The sequence below is a fragment of the Pseudoalteromonas sp. ND6B genome (assembly GCF_000764215.1).
In the GTDB taxonomy this organism is placed as follows: domain Bacteria; phylum Pseudomonadota; class Gammaproteobacteria; order Enterobacterales; family Alteromonadaceae; genus Pseudoalteromonas; species Pseudoalteromonas tetraodonis.
On sequence record NZ_JQFL01000009.1, the window covers coordinates 1 to 18,062 of the forward strand.

Genomic DNA, 18,062 nt, shown 5'->3' on the forward strand with positions numbered 1-18,062 from the left:
TGAATCGCCCCGTGTTTGCCAGAGACTCAATAACTTGAGAAACTGGAACTATGAAAAAATCAAATCGCTATACATCAGAATTTCGTGAACGTGCAATTAGGCTTGTTACCACACAACAGCATGAATACCCTTCTCTTTGGGCTGCGCTAGTATCGATTTCAGATAAACTGGGATGTACCCCAGAAACACTTAGAGCATGGGTCAAGAAATCTCAAGCTCAACCGTCTAAACCCTCTTCTAATACGCAATCAACTGAAGAACGCCTTGCCGTCTTAGAGCGCGAGAATAAAGAGCTCAAGCGAACGAATGATATCCTGAGGCAAGCTGCCGCTTTTTTCGCCCAAGCGGAGCTCGACCGCAAACAGAAGTAATAGTGGATTTTATTGATGCTTGCAGAGAGCATTACGGTGTCGAGTCAATTTGCAAGGAATTGCCGATTGCACCATCAACGTATTATTCTCATAAACAGATACAAAGAGAGCCTGAGCGACTGTCTAACCGCAAAAAGCGTGATGCTGAGCTGATAATACTCATTCGCGAAGTGTGGGAGGATAATATGTCAGTTTATGGTGCAAGAAAAATATGGAAGCAGCTACAGCTTGACGACCATCAAGTCGCCCGCTGTACAGTCGAACGATTGATGCGAGTTATGGGAATTCAAGGTGTTCGTCGGGGTAAAGCACATAAGACAACGATACCTGACGAGCAACAAGATAAGCCACTTGATTTAGTTAATCGTCAATTTACTGCTGAGCAGCCAAATCAACTTTGGGTAGCTGACATCACCTATGTTGCCACATGGAGTGGGTTTGTTTATGTCGCTTTCGTGATAGATGTTTTTTCACGATACATTGTAGGTTGGCGTGTATCAACGACAATGCACACAGAGCTTATTCTTGATGCGTTAGAGCAAGCTATTTGGCATCGTGGCAACCCCGAAGGGTTAATTCACCACAGCGACAGAGGCAGCCAATATTTGTCTATACGATACACTGAGCGACTTGCTGAAGCTGGAATTCAAGCGTCTGTAGGCAGTGTGGGTGACTCTTATGACAATGCATTGGCTGAAACAATAAATGGATTATTTAAAACAGAGATTATTCGCAGAAATGGCCCGTGGAAGAATGTTGATGCTGTTGAATACGCAACGTTAGAGTGGGTCAATTGGTTTAATAATCAACGCTTATTATCTTCAATTGGGTATATTTCACCAGCTCAATATGAAACAGACTACTATGATAATTTAAACGAGTCAGGTAAAGTGGCCTGACTTAAACAAACTGGTCTCCGATGAACTCGGGGCGATTCAGTAAGTCATTTAGATTTCGATATTTTTCACTTTCTGTTAAAATCTGTGACGCTACAGTAATTCTTAATTGCTTGCTATTATTAACGACCTTTTGCTGTTGTACATCCAGCGCATAAACCTTTAGGAGCAATCCGTAATTTTTTGTAAGTAAGTCTGACTGGTAATTTTTTAATTTTCTAAAGTATGAATCATTCTTAGAGCGCCTTCGTCCTTTAATTGCTTTAGTAAATAAGTAACGATGACGAACTCCTGTATCAACATCTAGAATATACCAAACAGGATCACCCCATGTTGGTTTTGAATTATCTATAGAAGAAATATTTTTAGGTATTTCATTAGAGTATGATTGGAGTAAATCTTGAAGGGCGAGGTGGTATTTATTGAATATATTCATTTGTTCAACTTTGCATTATGAAGTTTCATTTCAATACAAAATGCTATTGTTAGTTTTATATTGGCTATAATCTTATCTAACTTCTCTGTCGAACCAGAATTGGTGTAATTACTACTAAATGTTTTTATAAATTCACGTTTTGCAATCGCTTGTTCTAAAATTGCATCATGATTTGCGTCTAATAGGGGTCTAAAGTTAGGGCACCCATAACATGGTAATGGTCTTGTTAAGTTAGACTTATGCTCGCATGCATTGCAGTTAGAAGGTTCCTTCTCTACTCCAAATATATCAATTTCATTTTCTACTGTTATATCTTCATCAGTTATTGATACCTTTGGGTTAAAAGCATCTCGCAGTAACTGATTAGCGGCGTAGTTAGTATCAATATACTGTCTCTCTTTTAAACTTAATTGCAAATAAGCTCTTGCGCCAGGTTCAGTTACATTAGTTATTTTACAAATTTCAGAGATAGGGTAACCATTTAGAGCTGCATTACAGAGCCAAGTGTGCCTAAGCCTGTTATTTGTTCCAACGACTCTCCCAGTGCGTTCAGATAAACCTTTGCCATAACTATTCTCTGCATTTTTAAAAATACTCTCTGATGCATGAAACAATTGTGATCTTTCGTATAAAATTGAATCAATAAGTTCACTATCAGAGAAATCAGCTGTAAAAATTTTAATATCTGGAATTATTGGGCAATGATTTATTAAAGTTTCATATTGAGCAGTACTTAATTGTGCCCCACACTCATTAATAGCTAAGCTTAGGCCTTTACAATAAATCTCCCTGTACTTTAATAATAACGCCGAGAATGACTCCGTTAGAGGTATTGACCATTTTTCAGGGAAAAGACGAAAGTTAAAATCTTGATTGCTTTGTTTGATTTTATAACATCTAACATGAAGTGTTTTAACCCCCGTATTTATTGGCTCACCATTCAAATTTTTATCATTGAATGATATTCCAACAGGTAAAATATCTGACCACTTTAGCATAACTATTTGTCTTGGGCGTCTTGCTAACTGTATAAGTAAACGATAAGCAACCATACTTTTCAGGTTTATGAAATTATTGTTCTTTTCACTTACTTTAGTGTAGTAATGAAGGTCTTCTGGAGGCTGATTTGGAATACTTCTGCACTTTATCCTAAGGTTCTCAAGTATAGAGTCATATTCGTAATCTGTTAGTCTACCTTTTGTCGGATGTAAACCATTAAAGCTTTGTTTATAACTATATTTACAAGCTAGCCTATAGTGCTTATCAAGTAACGTGTGATTCAATTTTAATGATGAGTTTAAAAAACCACTTATAGTTTTTTTTGTCGAGCCTCTTAGTACATGCCATATATTCTCAAATTCAGATATGTCACTACAATCGTTTGGAAAAGCCTGTCTCAAAGAAGCAGTAATCGTAGTGACAGTTGCAGCAGATTTTGTTTCTGCGTAGTAAATCAGAGTATCGAGTAAAATATATTTTAGCTTTGAAGTCCTAGGAAAAGATTGAAGCCATGCAATATTAGTTTTACGTCCTTTACCTAAATGTGTTAACTCCCAAGTATTACTAAATGTTTCAACTTTAATACCCGCTTGCGAAATAAACTTCTCTGGTAATTCAGGGATATTAGCCGGTAGCTTGGGTTCACTTTTTGGTTCCATCTATTTTTTCCTGATGTTCTTTCATTAGCTCAATTGCCGACAGTTGCTCATGTTTATCATTATAAACCCGGCCCATCTTCGAGTCAGGTTGCCACCCCATAGCACTTCTTCGCATATCCTCTATGAATTCTGAATCAAGACCTTTATTCATTCCTTTTATACTTAGTTTCTCATTCCACTTATGCCTTAAAGTGTGTGGGTGAATTTTATATCCAAGTTTAGAAGAAACTTTGCACAAAATATAATTAACCATTTCCCTAGTAATTGGAAGCCCCGCCGTTTTGTGAGTATTCTTTTCTGATACAAATAGAAAATCATGTAGAGTAGCTTTTTCAAATTTTATTCTTACATGGTGAATATAAAAATGAATTTCTTTCATTAACGTTACACTAATCCCAGCGAAATGTGCTCTCCCACACTTTTTATCAGGTTTATTTAATCTAGTATCAGTAGGATCATCTGGGCTTGAATAAATCTTTATCTTGTTATAATCACCATAAAATTGGCAATCAGAAATTTTTAACTTACAGACTTCACTTCTTCTAATACCAGTTTGTCTCAATATTGATAGAATTAAATAATTGCGTAACTTACATTTTTTAAAAGGATTATCTTTTGAACTAGGTAAAACTATTTCTTTAAATGAATGATAAATTTCATCAGGTATTACAGTTTCAACTAACTCTACACTTGAAACTTTGTTAGTTTCTTGAGTATAGCTTTCTCGTAATTTTAACTTTGAAATAACCCTATTATATGAATCCTTTAAATTGGGCGGTGCTTGTCGATCACCATGATAGTGTTCATGGATATATACTAAATATTTTCTAAGAGTTCTTATTCTACCTGTTGTTGTTTCTGTTGATACTTTATTTTTATTAAATGATGATGCAGAAATTGCATTCCTGATATATTTACTTTCACTATTATCAGGTACTGAAAATAGATTTTTTTGTGAAAACGAATCTTTTTTTAGGCGCATCTCCCCATAGAAATGACTTAATTCATTCGGACTTATATACAAACCAGAACTAACTCTAAGCTCTAGATCAATTGCTTCTGCGTCAAAATAATTAAGTACGGTTTTGAGTTCATACGCTACACGGAGTTTGGTTGAATATGATGTGTTTAAAAATACATCATATAGAAACGCATTTGCTAGAGGTAAAATAGGAATATCATTTAAGCCAATAAAGGCAATAAAGCGCTTAGATCCAACTTTATATTGACTAACATTCATACTTTACAAAACTAATCATTACTATAAGTGGATTTGTAAAATATAGCGTACTTTACAAAAAGAGCAAAAAATATCTAAATATTATTGAGTGACTTTAATTTTTTCTGGAAGAATAATAGGTTGGAGGAAACAAAAAATAAATATTAATAATTACAAAAAAGATATTTAATATAATTTGCCACCCGATAAGCACACCATAATACGGTCACCTTCTTCAATCATGTTAAAGTCCATGACAGCTTGACCTGTGAGGCGGCGTAAACGCTTTTGAAGCTTATTTAAGTTGTGTTGAGCTTTGGCTTGAGCAGAATGAGACACTATGCCCCCTTATAAAATAGTACGGCAAAATTAATTGCTAAAAATAAAGGGGCGTATTATATGCCATATGCAATATCACAGCTACAGCAAACGTTAACTTTCTGCGAGTGGACTTACATAGCCGTCAGGTTTCAATGCAAGTACATCACAATCGAGGCTGTCAATAACATGCTCAGCGGTGTTACCCACTAATGCAGCACTTAAGCCGGTACGTCCCACAGTGCCAATAACCACTAACTCACTATTTAAACGATTTGCAACATCCGGTATCACATCTTCTGGCAATCCCTCTTCAATAAAGCATTGATCAGAGGTTAGGTTAAACTCGTTAGCTAGTTCATTGGTTGATTCAATATGATGTTTTTTAACTGATTCATTGTAAAGCCCAGGGTTAAATTCTGGGATTTCTATCGCAATATTTACTGGTGTAGCAGGGTAGGCATTGACTAAGTTAAGTTTAGCATTAGCCAGTTCACATAAAAATTGTGCATCTTTAATTATGCGTTTATTAAGTGATAAGTGCTGCTCATTTTCACTGACTGCATTTACTGCAGCTAAAATATTCCCCTGTGCTGGCCATTGCATGTCTTTGACAAATAAAACGGGCGTTGGGCATTTTCTTACTAAATGCCAGTCTGTAGGAGTAAAAATGACCGCTTTAAGCGTACCGTGTTGATGAGTACCTTTGATAACCAAGTCGTATTTATCATTGATAACGGTATTAATTATTGCCTCGTATGGGCGATTATGCCAAATAACTTGAGTATCAATATTAATATTTTGATAAGGAGAGATTAGATCTTTAAGCCATAGCTCGCGATCTTTGAGGACGGCTTGACGCATTGCTTCACGTTCATCGCCTGATAACATAGTGGTCATTTCGTAAGAAAAATCGTAAACCGTCATAAAGGCGGTAATGCTCGCACCCGATTTTTTGGCTAAATCTATTGAACGCGCGAGGGCATTTTGATCGTCTTTAGTTGGGTCAATAACCGCGATAATACGTTTAATCGTTTCCATTGTGCTACTCCATTCACTTAACAGTTATACCTTGAGTGTAACGCAAATACACAACAGTTAAAGGGGTAGCACTAATATTCTTGTTCTATATCAATTTATTGATTTATTAACGTGGCTTTACAATCGCAGCTGTTTTCGCAAGCGCGTCATTATCTAAAATAGTAATAAATTTACCTTCTACTTTAATTAAGTCGGCTTTTTGAAAACGGCTTAATAAACGGCTGATAGTTTCTACTGTTAAACCAAGGTAGTTGCCAATTTCGCCGCGAGTCATGGTAAATCTAAATTCTTTACGTGAAAAACCACGCTCACCAAAACGCTCTGATAAGTTATAAATAAAGCTAGCAAGACGTTCTTCTGCTGATTTTTTATTAAGTAATAACAGCATTTCCTGATCGTAGGTTATTTCACTGCTCATTAAACGCATTATTTGTTGGCGCAATTTAGGCAGTTTACCGGCTAGTTCGTCAAGAGTTTCAAAGGGAATTTCACATACCATTGAGGTTTCTAGTGCTTGAGAAAAACTTTGATGTTGCATTTTATTGATGGCGTCAAAGCCAACAAGGTCACCCGCTAAATGAAAGCCTGTAATTTGCTCATCGCCTTGCTCAGACAAAGTATACGATTTAAACGACCCCGAACGAACTGCATAAATTGCATTTAAAGGTGCGCCCGATTCAAATAAGTAGTCACCCTTGTGTAATGGTTTTTTTCGCTCAATGATCTCATCAAGTTTATCCATTTCTTGGCCATTTAAAGAAAATGGTAAACATAGCTGGCTAATACTGCAGTTATTACAGCTAATGGCACAATTACCTTTAGCACGACTTTGAGAAAAATCCATAAGTTCAATCCGTTAAATTTCTATGCACAACATTTACCAATGTTAATGCACTAGCTTGTCTGTTGCAATGATCAGAAGGTAGATACCATACCAAATGATAACACTGCCTAATATTATTCGCGTCCAAGGGTGATTAAAAAGCGTATTGAGCTTTTGTGCAGCCACACCTAAGGTGATCATGGCAGGGAACGTCCCTAGGGCAAATGCCAGCATAACCAAAGCACCATTTATGGCAGTGCCACTGGTCATCGCCCATGTGAGCGCAGAATATACTAAGCCGCACGGTAACCAGCCCCATAGTGCGCCATAACCAAGCGCTTTTAATGGGGAATCAATGGGCATTAAATATTTATTAAGTTTAATTAAGTGCTGCCAAATGAGGGTTTTACCGAGTTTTTCGAGCCATTGTAATGTCGCGGCTAAGCGCATGATATAAACGCCGACCAGTAACATAAACACGCCCGCTAAAAATGATAAAAACAGCGCAAAGGCCGAGTTTTGTGTGGCAAATTGACTACTAATACCGGCGACTAGGGCACCAGCAAGCATATAACTTAGCGCTCTGCCGCTGTTATAAGCTAGAGAATACAACCAAGTTTGGCGCTTGTTACTGGCTAATTGTAATGAGCTGGCAATGCCGCCGCACATAGCAATGCAATGGCCACTGCCAATCAACCCCATTAAAAAAGCGCTAACAAAAATTGGATCAATCATTACTTTTATTATGTTGCTCTTTATCGTCTTCAAACAAAATACTGTGGCCTTGCTTGTTTAAATCAGAGAATTGCTCGCCTTTTACTGCCCAAAAAAACACGCCAATGGCAATTAGTACAAACAAGATAGCGATAGGAACTAAAATATAAATTATGCTCATAACTTTAATAGCCTTAGTGAATTACATATCACAATAATAGAGCTGGCAGACATACCAATTACCGCCATCCAAGGCGCAACTAAACCCATAGCAGCAAGCGGTAATATAGAGCCATTATATAATAAAGAAAGCACTAGGTTTTGCTTAATTATACGCCGTGTTTGCTTAGCAATCGTCAACAAATGATCAATAGAGGCTAAATCACTGTTAAGCAGCACAACATCGGCACTGTTTTTAGAGATATCAGCTCCTGTTTCCATGGCGATTGATAAGTGGGCGCTGGCAAAGACTGGGCTGTCGTTTACGCCATCGCCAACCATAGCAACAACTTCACCTTGAGTTGACCAATGATCAACGGCGTCTTGTTTATCTTTTGGACTACAACTGGCTTGTACTGAATCAAGCTTTAATTTTTTTGCCACCTTGGCACCGGCATCTGAGGCGTCACCTGTTAGCATATGACAACTTAGATTGGCAGCCTTTAACGAGTTAATGAGTTTATCGGCATCTGTTTTTACTTTATCAACAAAGTAAAAGCGTGCAACGGGTTGCTTGTTTATGTAAAGGGTAGCTTGCGCATTGGTTTTTTTGGTATCAAACCAGCCACTTTTACCAATGGCGTAGTGCGTATTATCGTATTGAGCGCTGATCCCAACCCCTGGATGGAGCTGTACATCGTCAAATTTACGCTGACCTTTAAACTCTTTAAAGGCACTAGCAATAGGGTGCTCAGAATAGCTCTCAAGCTGTGCTGCAATATCAAGAATTTGCTCTTTGCTGTAGTTATCATCAAGTATGTCAACAACGTCGAGGCTAAATTTACCTTGCGTAAGCGTACCGGTTTTATCAAAAGCAACTAAAGTAAGCTTTGAGAGTGTTTCGAGCACATGTGCTTGCTTAATTAATATTCCTTTACGAGTTAAAGTAGCCACAGCACACGTTAACGCGGTTGGAATAGCTAAACTCAATGCGCACGGGCAAGTGGCCACTAACACCGATATAGTGATCCAAAAAGCGACATCAGGGTCAATTTGATACCAGCCAATGGCGGTTAGAGAGGCAAATACCAGTAACACGGCAACAAACCACTGCGCTACTTTGTCGGTAATTTCTACTAACCGTGGGCGTTTTGTTAGGGCATTATGTTGCAGGCGAATAATTTGATTAAGCAGGGTATTTTGGCCCAGCTTATTGATTTTTATTTCAATAATACCATCATGATTAACCGTGCCCGCATACACGTTATGATCAATATACTTTCGTACTGGCTGATGTTCACCAGTCATCATAGACTCATCAACACTGGTGCTGCCTTTGACTAAGATGCCATCGGCAGGGATAGTTTCGCCTGCTTTTATTAAAACGATATCGTTAAGCTTGAGCTTTTTAGCGGCAATTATGTGCTCTTTGCCGTTTTCATCGAGTGTACGGGCAGTCAGTGGCAGTAGCTTTTGTAAGTTGGCTGTAAATTCACTGGCCTTTAAGCGCGCTCTAAATTCTAAGTATTTACCTAATAAGAGTAAAAAGGTAAACATACAAATAGATTCAAAGTAAACTTCACCGACTTCCATTACGGTGGCGTAACAGCTTGCGCCATAGGCACCAAAAATCGCCAATGATACCGGTAAATCCATATTCAGTTGTTTTGCTTTTAAGCCGTTAATTGCATTACTTAAAAAGGGCAGGGCGCTGTATAAAATAACGGGCGTTGCAAGGATCAAGCTGATCCATCTAAAGTACTGTTCAAAATTACTGTCCATCCCAGAGAACATGCCAAAGTACATAGCAAAGGCAAACATCATCACTTGCATGGTCATTAAGCCTGCCACGCCGAGGCGGCGAATATAGGCTTTAGCTGTTTGTTGTTTTTGCTGGGCTTCTACATCTGATTGGAATGGATAGGCTTTGTAACCTATTTGAGCCAGTGAGGTGATTAGCTCACTTAAAGAGGTTGCGCTTTTATCCCATTGGATCATAGCGCGATTAGTTGAGGTGTTTACATCAACGCGCTTTACCGATTTAAGGTTAAGTAATTGCTTTTCAATAAGCCAGGCACAGGCGGCGCAGGTAATGCCCTCAACACTGAGAAGCACCTCAGAGTTGTCGTTATGCGTACTGATAAACTCATCTTGAATATCTTCATTGTCATAGCTTTTAATAAAAGCGAGTTGTTCAGGGATGAGTTGCTCTACTTTACCGGCACTAACAGTGCGATATTTGTAGTAGTCGGTCATCCCTTGGTCAATGATATTTTGTGCAACAGCTTGGCAGCCAATGCAACACATTGGCTCAGCGGTATTGTCTATAACAACATGTGCGCTAAATCCAGCAGGCACACTTTCAAGACAATGAAAGCAATTTTTAGACATACTAAATACTACTTATAGTTAGGAGTCACTAAAACGGTGGCGGTGGTTGGTAAACTAACGTTTTCTTTCATTTTCCAACTGTTATCAACGGGTTCAATAAACACCGAATATGCGCCTGGTATATAGCTTTCTAATAATGCAGTGAACTCTTGATTAGCATTTGGGGTGAGAGTGGCCTCAAAATCGTGCGCTTTTATGGTACGGTGAAAAAACGATAATTTTAGCGCGTGGATATTACTGGTATCGCCTTTGGTAAATTTAAAGCTGACACGCTCATCTGATACATTTAGGTCGCCATGTAAATACAACGCTTTTGCTTTATCAAACTTAACGAGTTCTAAGTTGATTGCTTTGCCTTTTTTATAGTAATCATCTACAACCATATCTGGGCCGTTACCAATGGCTGTAATAAATAAACTAATGCAGCCAATAATTGCAGCTAAAGGAAAGAAGATTAAAAACCAAGGCCAAAAATTTTTATACCACGGAGTCGGTTGCATAGTCGCTCTAAAATTAATTAATGTGCGGCTATATTATAATAAATAGAATGAAAAGACTAAAAAAAAGCCTCCGAGTGGAGGCTTTTTTGATCTGAATTAATCTACTGAAATAAAAAGATTAAAACTGAAACGTTTTGTTAACTTTATCGTTATTTATCTTGCGATAAGCTGTAAACGTAAGCAGTTAATAGGTGAATTTTATCTTCGCCTAAAATCTCTTTCCAAGCAGGCATTACACCAGCGCGGCCATGGTTAAGTGTTTCTTCAACTGCACGTTGAGAACCACCGTACAACCAAATGTTATCAGTTAGATTTGGTGCACCAAACGGTAAGTTGTGTGCAACTGAACCTTTACCATCTGCACCATGACATGCTGCACACATAGCAAATTTTGCTTTGCCTGCATCGGCATCTTTTTGGTTAACAGTACGACCAGATAGGCTAAGTACGTAAGCCGTCATTTCTTTAACGCCTTGCTCACCTAATGCATCACCCCAAGGTGGCATTGCTGCAACACGGCCTAAAAGTAATGTTTCTCTGATTTTGTCAGGTGTACCACCGTACAACCAATCGTTGTCAGTGAGGTTAGGGAAGCCAGTACCACCACGAGCATCAGAGCCATGACATTGTGCACAGTTTTGTGAGAACAAACGTTGACCAATTTCAACCGCTAGTTGACCTTGAGTTTGCTCATGTTTAGTGCCGTTTTCTAGCGCAACTTGCTGTGCTGCATCACCAGCAAATTTAGACTCTACTAGATCTAGAACAGGTATTTGAGCCAATTCATTAAAAATTGGGCCAAAACGCTCTTCAGCAGCGCGGTATTCAGCATCTAGCTTTACAAAACGGCCATCTTCTTTCGCTTCAAGGACTGCTTCTTTCGATTCAGTTAAAGAGGTAATACCTTGGTTTGAGCTTGTCCATTTTGCTAAACCTTCCCAATTACCTAAACCTGGGTAGGCTGCTAAGTAATAAACAGACCACACAAACGTTGCGAAGAACATGTAAGTCCACCATTTTGGTAGTGGATTGTTTAATTCTTCAATGCCGTCAAACTCATGTCCACAGCTTTCACCTTCTTTTACGCCTACATAGTTTTTTAAGTTCCAAACTAGTAGACCAAAGATAATGATTAAGCATGCAAGGGTTAATACAATAACCCATATACTCCAAAAGCTAGTCATTTCTCAGACCCCTTTTCCTCGTTAGAGAGTGTATTGTTGTGTTTTTTTTCATCTTCAAATATGACATTAGCAGCGTCTTTAAAACGACTTTTACTACGCTTGCTATATGCCCATCCAACAATCACAATAAATAATACTAAAATTACCAGAGTCAAAATGCCTCTGTATGTCCCGTAGTCCATAATAATCTACTTCAAATGTGTGCCAAGTTGTTGCAAATAAGCGATAAGGGCTTGCATTTCTGTTGCACCTTTACCGTCATTCATTGCGTCAACTTTAGCAATGTCAGCGATTAATTCCTCGTCACTGCCATAACCTAGACCCGGGTGTTTTGGGTTTTCTGGATTGATAGCAAACGTGTCACGGAAAATTTGTAGTTTTTTCAGAGTTAAGCTTGTATCAAGCGTGTTCTCTGCTAACCAAGGGAAACTTGGCATATTAGACTCAGGAACCACGGCACGTGGATCCATTAAGTGCGCATAATGCCAATCATCTGAGTAACGTTTACCTACTCGTGCTAAGTCAGGGCCAGTTCGTTTAGAACCCCAAAGGAAAGGGTGATCCCATACTGACTCGCCTGCTACAGAGTAGTGACCGTAACGCTCAACTTCATCACGAAATGGACGGATCATTTGAGAATGACAGTTAGCACAACCTTCACGTACATAAATGTCGCGACCTTCAAACTCTAGTGCGTTTAACGGGCGTAACCCATCCACTGGCTTGGTTGTATCGTCTTGGAACATTAGCGGCGTAATTTCCACGAGTGCACCAAAGCTGATTGCAAAAACAGTCAAGATGGCCATAAGGCCGATGTTTTTCTCGATTATTTCGTGTTTATTTTGCGAATTTTTATTGCTCATTATCTGACTCCGTTATGCTAACTGCGCTTGTTCATCAAGTTCTAGCGAATTATTTTTCGCTGAAACTGTACGATAAACGTTATAAGCCATAATCAGCATACCTGCGACGATGAAAACACCACCTAAGAAACGCATAACGTAGAAAGGATGAGAGGCTTCTAACGACTGAACAAAGCTGTACATTAATGTACCGTCAGAGTTAACTGCACGCCACATTAGACCTTGCATTACACCTGAAATCCACATTGCAACAATGTATAAAACAACACCCACTGTGTGTAACCAGAAGTGTGTATTGATTAATTTAATGCTGTACATACGACCTTGTGAGAATAACGCCGGAATAAGGTGGTAGATAGCACCGATAGAAATCATTGCAACCCAACCTAATGCGCCTGAGTGTACGTGACCTACAGTCCAATCTGTGTAGTGCGATAACGCATTAACAGATTTAATTGCCATCATCGGGCCTTCAAATGTCGACATACCGTAGAAAGACAATGAAACCACTAAGAAACGTAAAACTGGGTCAGTACGTAGCTTATGCCATGCACCTGAGAGCGTCATAATACCGTTGATCATACCCCCCCAAGACGGTACGAATAAGATAATAGACATCACCATACCTAAGCTTTGCGTCCAATCAGGAAGCGCAGTGTAGTGAAGGTGGTGAGGACCTGCCCAAATGTAAAGCGAGATAAGAGCCCAAAAGTGAACAACCGATAAACGGTATGAGTAAACTGGACGACCCGCTTGCTTTGGTACAAAGTAATACATCATACCTAGGAAGCCCGCAGTTAGAAGGAAACCTACTGCATTGTGTCCGTACCACCACTGAACCATTGCATCAACCGCACCGGCGTAAATTGAGTATGATTTAGTTAGTGAGACAGGAACAGCCATGCTGTTAACAATATGAAGTACTGCAACAGTAATAATGAAACCAGCATAGAACCAGTTAGCTACATAAATATGCGCTACTTTGCGTTTTGCAATAGTGCCCATAAATACAATAGCGTAAGTTACCCAAACAACAGCAATTAAGATATCGATTGGCCACTCAAGTTCTGCATACTCTTTAGAACTTGAAATACCCATAGGTAGAGTAATTGCTGCTAGAACAATAACTAACTGCCAACCCCAAAAGGTAAAGGCGGCTAATTTGTCTGAAAGAAGGCGCGTTTGACATGTACGTTGTACGACGTAATAAGACGTCGCAAAAAGTGCACTTGTACCAAATGCGAAAATTACTGCGTTCGTGTGTAACGGACGAAGTCGAGAGTAAGTTAACCATGGTGTGTCAAAGTTAAGAGCTGGCCAAGCTAATTGGGCAGCTATCAGAACCCCAATACCCATGCCAACGATGCCCCAAATCACTGTCATAATAGCGAATTGGCGTACAACTTTATAATTGTACTCAGTTTGTGATGCTACTGTTTGGCTCATTTTCTGGCTTCCGCTGCAATAAATGCGTTTAGAAATGAATTACCTACTTGTAAAAGTAGGACCTACTATTATTCCAAAGTATACTATCTAAAACCCACAATATGTGGTTGTTAAAGATAATAATCTCAAGAAATACTTGTTTTTTTTGCGGTTGAAATGATAAATTTTTTGGCCTTAAAAAGATAGGTCAATTGCGTAATAATATGACATCAATCAAACTTTATTAACTTGCTGTCTATTTTTTGAGGTGATTTGTACCTTACTTGCCCATTAAAGCCGATAATCAACCAACGTGTCCAAATGTTGGACTAATACATTAGATACTTTGAGAACCTGCATGTATATATATAGAGTATGTTTACTTTCTTTTCTACTATTCTTACTAGGTTGTGACTTTTCTGGATCAACATCAACACCAAAAGTAAATCAATCACAAACAGAGTGTAAAAATAACAACCCGTGTATTTTTCCAAATCAAGTTAAAGTTTGGCTAAGCGAAGAAACCCTATCACCAGAGACACCGTTTTCAATTTACACTCAGTTACCGACTGGTGTAACAATAACTGCAGCTAAATTAGAAGGCGTTAGCATGTATATGGGTTACATTCCCGTACAATTTAAAAATCAGGGCAGCGTTTGGGTTGCTAATACTATGGTAGGGATTTGCTCAGAAAAAAACATGGTGTGGAAGCTGATTCTTACTACTGTCGATACAAACACTGGCATAAGTGAAAATGTTGAATATTTTTTTAACGTTACCTATTAAAGGCTTTCTACTCAGGCGTGGGTTTTAACTGCGCCATTCCCGTAAAATTATAGCGGCAAAGCCAAATGCCTCACATTTAATAGTTATCTGCAATTAAAGTCTATCTGATAAAATAACCATTCTTAATATAGCTTTTACATATCCATTTACCTTCCAAGTTTATAACTTAAGCTCTGCTTGGCTTACTTATTCAATTGTGCTCATACGTGCAATAAAGCACCCATGTCATTAATATGTAGATTTATCTAATGGATCCACTTTGATAGCCGTTTTTAGTTTAATTGGCAGCCCGTCTTAAACCTTCAATACACATAAAATTTGCATGATTAAAACTTATAACAAAAAAATTCAGACTAAATAAACAATCTACTTGCATAAATATGGTTAGTAATTAACACCTAGTTTTACCGTTTTAATAACGAGCTGTGATTAACATGTTAATTTTCCTGTTTAGGGCACATTATTGTAATAATTACATTTGATTACAAACTCTACTTATTTGATTTCAGCTGTGTTTTTTATGTGATTGCTTGGTCTTTAGTTTATGATTTTTAACTGTTTTTATTAATTAACAATGAAACATACTGTAACCTTTGTTCCTTTCGTGGGACGTCTTAATTTTCATTGATTGCATAGTGATCGCTCGTTAAGTTTTCATTCAGTTAAAGGCGCCTAAGTTGCTCTCGCTCACTCAAAATTCTCATAAAAGTGAGCATTACCAATTTAGGTAAATTTTCAACAAGTAGGGTTCATCCATGAAAAAATCAACTCTTGGTTTAGCTGTAATTGCAGCGATCCCAATGTTCTCAAGTGTTCAGGTTTTAGCTGCAGACGAAGCAGCAAAGTCAATTGAAAAAATTCAAGTAACGGGTTCTCGTATTAACCGTACCGATATGGAAACGGCTAGCCCAATCACAGTAATTGGTGATGATTTTATTGCTAAGAGCGGCTACACCTCAGTTGCAGATGTACTTTCAAACCAACCGTCAGCGGCAGGTATGAGCTTAGGTGGGACTAGTAACAATGGTTCTGGTGGTTCTGCTACAGTTAACCTTCGTGGTATGGGCGCACAGCGTACCCTAGTTCTATTAAACGGCCGTCGTATGGTTTCATCAGGCACTGGCGCTGATTCTTCTGTTGATTTAAACACTATTCCTGTTGCCATGATTAAATCAATCGAAATCTTAAAAGATGGCGCATCAGCTGTTTATGGTTCAGATGCTATCGCTGGCGTTGTAAATATCATCACGAAAAAAGATTTTGAAGGTTCTGAAGTCAATGTTGAAGGTAGCCAAACTACCAAAGGTGACGGCACAAACTATGGTGTTAGTTTACTTCATGGTATGCAAGTGGCTGACGGTAACCTAGTATTAGGTGCTCAGTACACAAGCCGTGGCGATATTATTCAGTCAGACCGTAAATTTGTTGAGCCAGGTTGTTCGTCTTACATCCCAGAAGGGACTTTAGGTGGTAAAGCGCCAAATGGTCAAGGTGGATTCAAAGACCGTGATACATGTTATGACTACACACCGTCAAGCTATGCACAAACACCAAGTGACTTATACAGCGTCTTTACTAGCTTTAATAAAGAACTTGATTCAGACACAACATTTAATGTTGATTTAATGTACACACGTCGTGATTCAAGCCAACAGTTAGCACCACAACCTGCAAGCATTGATTTAGACACTTCAAAGCTAAGTAATGCATACACTAATGCATTTATCGATGAAGATGGTGTATTAGCCGATTCATTAGAGTACCGTCGTAGAATGGTTGATGCGGGTCCACGTATCTATGAGCAAAAAACAGATACATACAGAGCGTCTATTGCATTGCAAGGTCTTTTAGATAACGATGCAAGCTGGGACATTAGCGCAACTTACGGTCGTAATGACTCAGAAGATAAGGTTCAAAACTCAATCCATGCGGGTAACATGGAGCAAAGCATTTATGGTGACCAAGCGCTTTGGTTTAGTGGCGATGCAATTAATCGTGACCTATTAGTATCGAGCAACTCTCTTTACACAGAGTCAAACGAAGGTGGTAATGAGCAATTCATCCTATCTGCGGGTTACAGTGCTGTTACAGAGAGTGATATTGGTTACGCAATTGGTGTTGAGAATAGATTCGAAAGTGGTTTTTATACACCAGATTTAATTACTCAAAGAGGCGAAAGCACAGCTTCACAACAAGACCCAACAGACGGTGATTACTCTGTTCAATCTGTATACTTTGAAGCATCTATGCCAGTGCTTGAGTCAGTTACTCTAGAAGGTGCTGCACGTTACGATAACTACTCAACATTTGGTGGTGAAACAACGTGGAAACTTGGTGCTACTTGGAATATAACAGATAGCTTTATGGTTCGCTCTGTACTTGCTACTGGTTTTAGAGCTCCAAATGTTGCTGAATTATTTGGTGGTAATACAGGTTCATTCGATTACCTAGAAGATCCATGGGGTAACGAGCAAGATGCACAAATCGAAGTTAACTACACAAGCGATGATAATCTTCAAGCAGAAGAGAGCAGATCATTCACATTCGGTTTAGTGTGGGAAGTTGCTGACGGTTTATCAACTACATTAGATTACTGGAAGTTTGATATTACTAATGCAATTACGCGTTTAGACGTACAAAACGAAATGCGCAACTGTTTTGCTGGAAATACGCAATCATGTGCAGCAGTAAACATTACAGCTGATGGTGATTTATCTGAATTAAGCTCAGCATTAACAAATGTAGGCGCACAAGATACATCAGGTATTGACTGGAATATCTCTTATACAGCTGATAACTACCGTATCAACCTAGATACGACTTACTTAATTGAATTTGAGCAAGACGAAATTGATTACACAGGCACTATTGATGGAAACATTGGTGGTTACTCTGAAATTAAGTCAAACCTTTCAGTTAACTACGATATTAATGATGATATCAACGTGCTTTACAACGCTCGTTATATCAAAGGTATGGACGGTGAGTACTATGGTGAATTCTTTAGCACAGACGACACTGTTTACCATGATATCTCTATGAGCTATAACTTAAACGACGATGTTCGTTTAACTGGTGGTATGAATAATATCTTTGATAAAGAGCCTGAGTCAGTGCTAGGTGGTAATGATATGGGTACTGTCCCAGAGCTTTACGACGTAATTGGTTCTCGTATCTTTGCAAGCGTAAACGTTAAGTTCTAATTTTAATTCATTAGAACTACTAAAAGGCCTAGTTTTTACTAGGCCTTTTTTGTTGAACAAAATTAAAGAGGCAC

Annotated in this window: 16 protein-coding genes, 1 pseudogene and 1 other annotated feature; of the genes and pseudogenes, 3 read left to right on the forward strand and 14 right to left on the reverse strand. The window is 38.6% G+C overall.

Going from position 1 to position 18,062, the window contains the following annotated elements:
• The first annotated feature begins 50 nt into the window (after positions 1-50).
• Positions 51-1,270 (forward strand): IS3 family transposase gene (locus tag ND6B_RS16505; RefSeq protein WP_089368775.1). Its coding sequence is split into 2 segments (ribosomal slippage): positions 51-330 and positions 330-1,270, totalling 1,221 coding nucleotides; the frame shifts between segments, so codons are not numbered across the junction.
• Positions 329-445: a sequence feature (AL1L pseudoknot), on the forward strand. Its footprint overlaps the gene before it by 117 nt.
• 1 nt (position 1,271) lies before the next feature.
• Here ND6B_RS16505 and ND6B_RS16500 read toward each other — a convergent pair.
• The 14 genes and pseudogenes from ND6B_RS16500 to ccoN all read right to left on the reverse strand — a co-directional run bounded on the left by ND6B_RS16500 (position 1,272) and on the right by ccoN (position 14,019).
• Entirely contained in the window at positions 1,272-1,703 is a 432-nt protein-coding gene (locus tag ND6B_RS16500) for a hypothetical protein (RefSeq protein WP_033102683.1), read from the reverse strand.
• Positions 1,700-3,361 (reverse strand): hypothetical protein, encoded by a 1,662-nt coding sequence (locus ND6B_RS16495; RefSeq protein ID WP_033102684.1) that lies wholly within the window; start codon positions 3,359-3,361, stop codon positions 1,700-1,702. Before ND6B_RS16495 ends, ND6B_RS16500 begins: the two co-directional genes overlap by 4 nt.
• Positions 3,345-4,601, reverse strand: a complete 1,257-nt coding sequence (locus tag ND6B_RS16490) for a site-specific integrase (RefSeq protein WP_033102685.1) — start codon at positions 4,599-4,601, stop codon at positions 3,345-3,347. The genes ND6B_RS16495 and ND6B_RS16490 overlap by 17 nt, the downstream gene beginning before the upstream one ends.
• A gap of 174 nt (positions 4,602-4,775) precedes the next feature.
• Positions 4,776-4,919 (reverse strand): annotated as a pseudogene (locus tag ND6B_RS20095) (tRNA 2-thiocytidine(32) synthetase TtcA); the annotation flags it as partial.
• A gap of 93 nt (positions 4,920-5,012) precedes the next feature.
• Positions 5,013-5,939, reverse strand: a complete 927-nt coding sequence (gene uspE, locus ND6B_RS16485; RefSeq protein ID WP_033102686.1) for a universal stress protein UspE — start codon at positions 5,937-5,939, stop codon at positions 5,013-5,015.
• 106 nt (positions 5,940-6,045) lie between these two features.
• Positions 6,046-6,783: an FNR family transcription factor gene (locus ND6B_RS16480; RefSeq protein ID WP_013464664.1), complete on the reverse strand. Its 738-nt coding sequence runs from the start codon at positions 6,781-6,783 to the stop codon at positions 6,046-6,048.
• Positions 6,784-6,825: 42 nt separating this feature from the next.
• Entirely contained in the window at positions 6,826-7,497 is a 672-nt protein-coding gene (locus tag ND6B_RS16475; protein WP_024601376.1) for a sulfite exporter TauE/SafE family protein, read from the reverse strand.
• Entirely contained in the window at positions 7,490-7,657 is a 168-nt protein-coding gene (gene ccoS, locus ND6B_RS16470) for a cbb3-type cytochrome oxidase assembly protein CcoS (protein ID WP_008109812.1), read from the reverse strand. Before ccoS ends, ND6B_RS16475 begins: the two co-directional genes overlap by 8 nt.
• Positions 7,654-10,026 (reverse strand): heavy metal translocating P-type ATPase, encoded by a 2,373-nt coding sequence (locus tag ND6B_RS16465; RefSeq protein WP_033102687.1) that lies wholly within the window; start codon positions 10,024-10,026, stop codon positions 7,654-7,656. Before ND6B_RS16465 ends, ccoS begins: the two co-directional genes overlap by 4 nt.
• 8 nt (positions 10,027-10,034) lie before the next feature.
• Positions 10,035-10,526, reverse strand: coding sequence for a FixH family protein (locus tag ND6B_RS16460; protein ID WP_033102688.1), 492 nt, complete (start codon positions 10,524-10,526; stop codon positions 10,035-10,037).
• 149 nt (positions 10,527-10,675) lie between these two features.
• Complete coding sequence (gene ccoP, locus ND6B_RS16455) at positions 10,676-11,710, reverse strand: cytochrome-c oxidase, cbb3-type subunit III (protein WP_033102689.1); 1,035 nt, start codon at positions 11,708-11,710, stop codon at positions 10,676-10,678.
• Complete coding sequence (locus tag ND6B_RS16450) at positions 11,707-11,892, reverse strand: cbb3-type cytochrome oxidase subunit 3 (RefSeq protein ID WP_010389598.1); 186 nt, start codon at positions 11,890-11,892, stop codon at positions 11,707-11,709. The genes ccoP and ND6B_RS16450 overlap by 4 nt, the downstream gene beginning before the upstream one ends.
• Positions 11,893-11,898: 6 nt before the next feature.
• Positions 11,899-12,573, reverse strand: a complete 675-nt coding sequence (gene ccoO, locus ND6B_RS16445; protein ID WP_033102690.1) for a cytochrome-c oxidase, cbb3-type subunit II — start codon at positions 12,571-12,573, stop codon at positions 11,899-11,901.
• 12 nt (positions 12,574-12,585) lie between these two features.
• Complete coding sequence (gene ccoN, locus ND6B_RS16440) at positions 12,586-14,019, reverse strand: cytochrome-c oxidase, cbb3-type subunit I (RefSeq protein WP_033102691.1); 1,434 nt, start codon at positions 14,017-14,019, stop codon at positions 12,586-12,588.
• Between the two features lie 337 nt (positions 14,020-14,356).
• Between ccoN and ND6B_RS16435 the strand changes: the two genes are divergently transcribed.
• Both ND6B_RS16435 and ND6B_RS16430 read left to right on the forward strand, forming a co-directional pair.
• The gene (locus tag ND6B_RS16435; RefSeq protein ID WP_013464671.1) at positions 14,357-14,785 is read left to right on the forward strand and encodes a hypothetical protein; all 429 of its coding nucleotides are present in this window, start codon (positions 14,357-14,359) and stop codon (positions 14,783-14,785) included.
• A gap of 755 nt (positions 14,786-15,540) precedes the next feature.
• A complete protein-coding gene (locus tag ND6B_RS16430) occupies positions 15,541-17,988 on the forward strand; it encodes a TonB-dependent receptor plug domain-containing protein (protein WP_033102692.1) in 2,448 nt (815 codons plus the stop codon).
• Positions 17,989-18,062: the final 74 nt, after the last annotated feature.

Bases quoted from the DNA above. Each gene is read 5' to 3' on its own strand.
- ND6B_RS16500 (WP_033102683.1), bottom strand. From the start codon at position 1,703: ATGAATATATTCAATAAATACCACCTCGCCCTTCAAGATTTACTCCAA.
- ND6B_RS16495 (WP_033102684.1), bottom strand. From the start codon at position 3,361: ATGGAACCAAAAAGTGAACCCAAGCTACCGGCTAATATCCCTGAATTA.
- ND6B_RS16490 (WP_033102685.1), bottom strand. From the start codon at position 4,601: ATGAATGTTAGTCAATATAAAGTTGGATCTAAGCGCTTTATTGCCTTT.
- uspE (WP_033102686.1), bottom strand. From the start codon at position 5,939: ATGGAAACGATTAAACGTATTATCGCGGTTATTGACCCAACTAAAGAC.
- ND6B_RS16480 (WP_013464664.1), bottom strand. From the start codon at position 6,783: ATGGATTTTTCTCAAAGTCGTGCTAAAGGTAATTGTGCCATTAGCTGT.
- ND6B_RS16475 (WP_024601376.1), bottom strand. From the start codon at position 7,497: ATGATTGATCCAATTTTTGTTAGCGCTTTTTTAATGGGGTTGATTGGC.
- ccoS (WP_008109812.1), bottom strand. From the start codon at position 7,657: ATGAGCATAATTTATATTTTAGTTCCTATCGCTATCTTGTTTGTACTA.
- ND6B_RS16465 (WP_033102687.1), bottom strand. From the start codon at position 10,026: ATGTCTAAAAATTGCTTTCATTGTCTTGAAAGTGTGCCTGCTGGATTT.
- ND6B_RS16460 (WP_033102688.1), bottom strand. From the start codon at position 10,526: ATGCAACCGACTCCGTGGTATAAAAATTTTTGGCCTTGGTTTTTAATC.
- ccoP (WP_033102689.1), bottom strand. From the start codon at position 11,710: ATGACTAGCTTTTGGAGTATATGGGTTATTGTATTAACCCTTGCATGC.
- ND6B_RS16450 (WP_010389598.1), bottom strand. From the start codon at position 11,892: ATGGACTACGGGACATACAGAGGCATTTTGACTCTGGTAATTTTAGTA.
- ccoO (WP_033102690.1), bottom strand. From the start codon at position 12,573: ATGAGCAATAAAAATTCGCAAAATAAACACGAAATAATCGAGAAAAAC.
- ccoN (WP_033102691.1), bottom strand. From the start codon at position 14,019: ATGAGCCAAACAGTAGCATCACAAACTGAGTACAATTATAAAGTTGTA.
- ND6B_RS16435 (WP_013464671.1), top strand. From the start codon at position 14,357: ATGTATATATATAGAGTATGTTTACTTTCTTTTCTACTATTCTTACTA.
- ND6B_RS16430 (WP_033102692.1), top strand. From the start codon at position 15,541: ATGAAAAAATCAACTCTTGGTTTAGCTGTAATTGCAGCGATCCCAATG.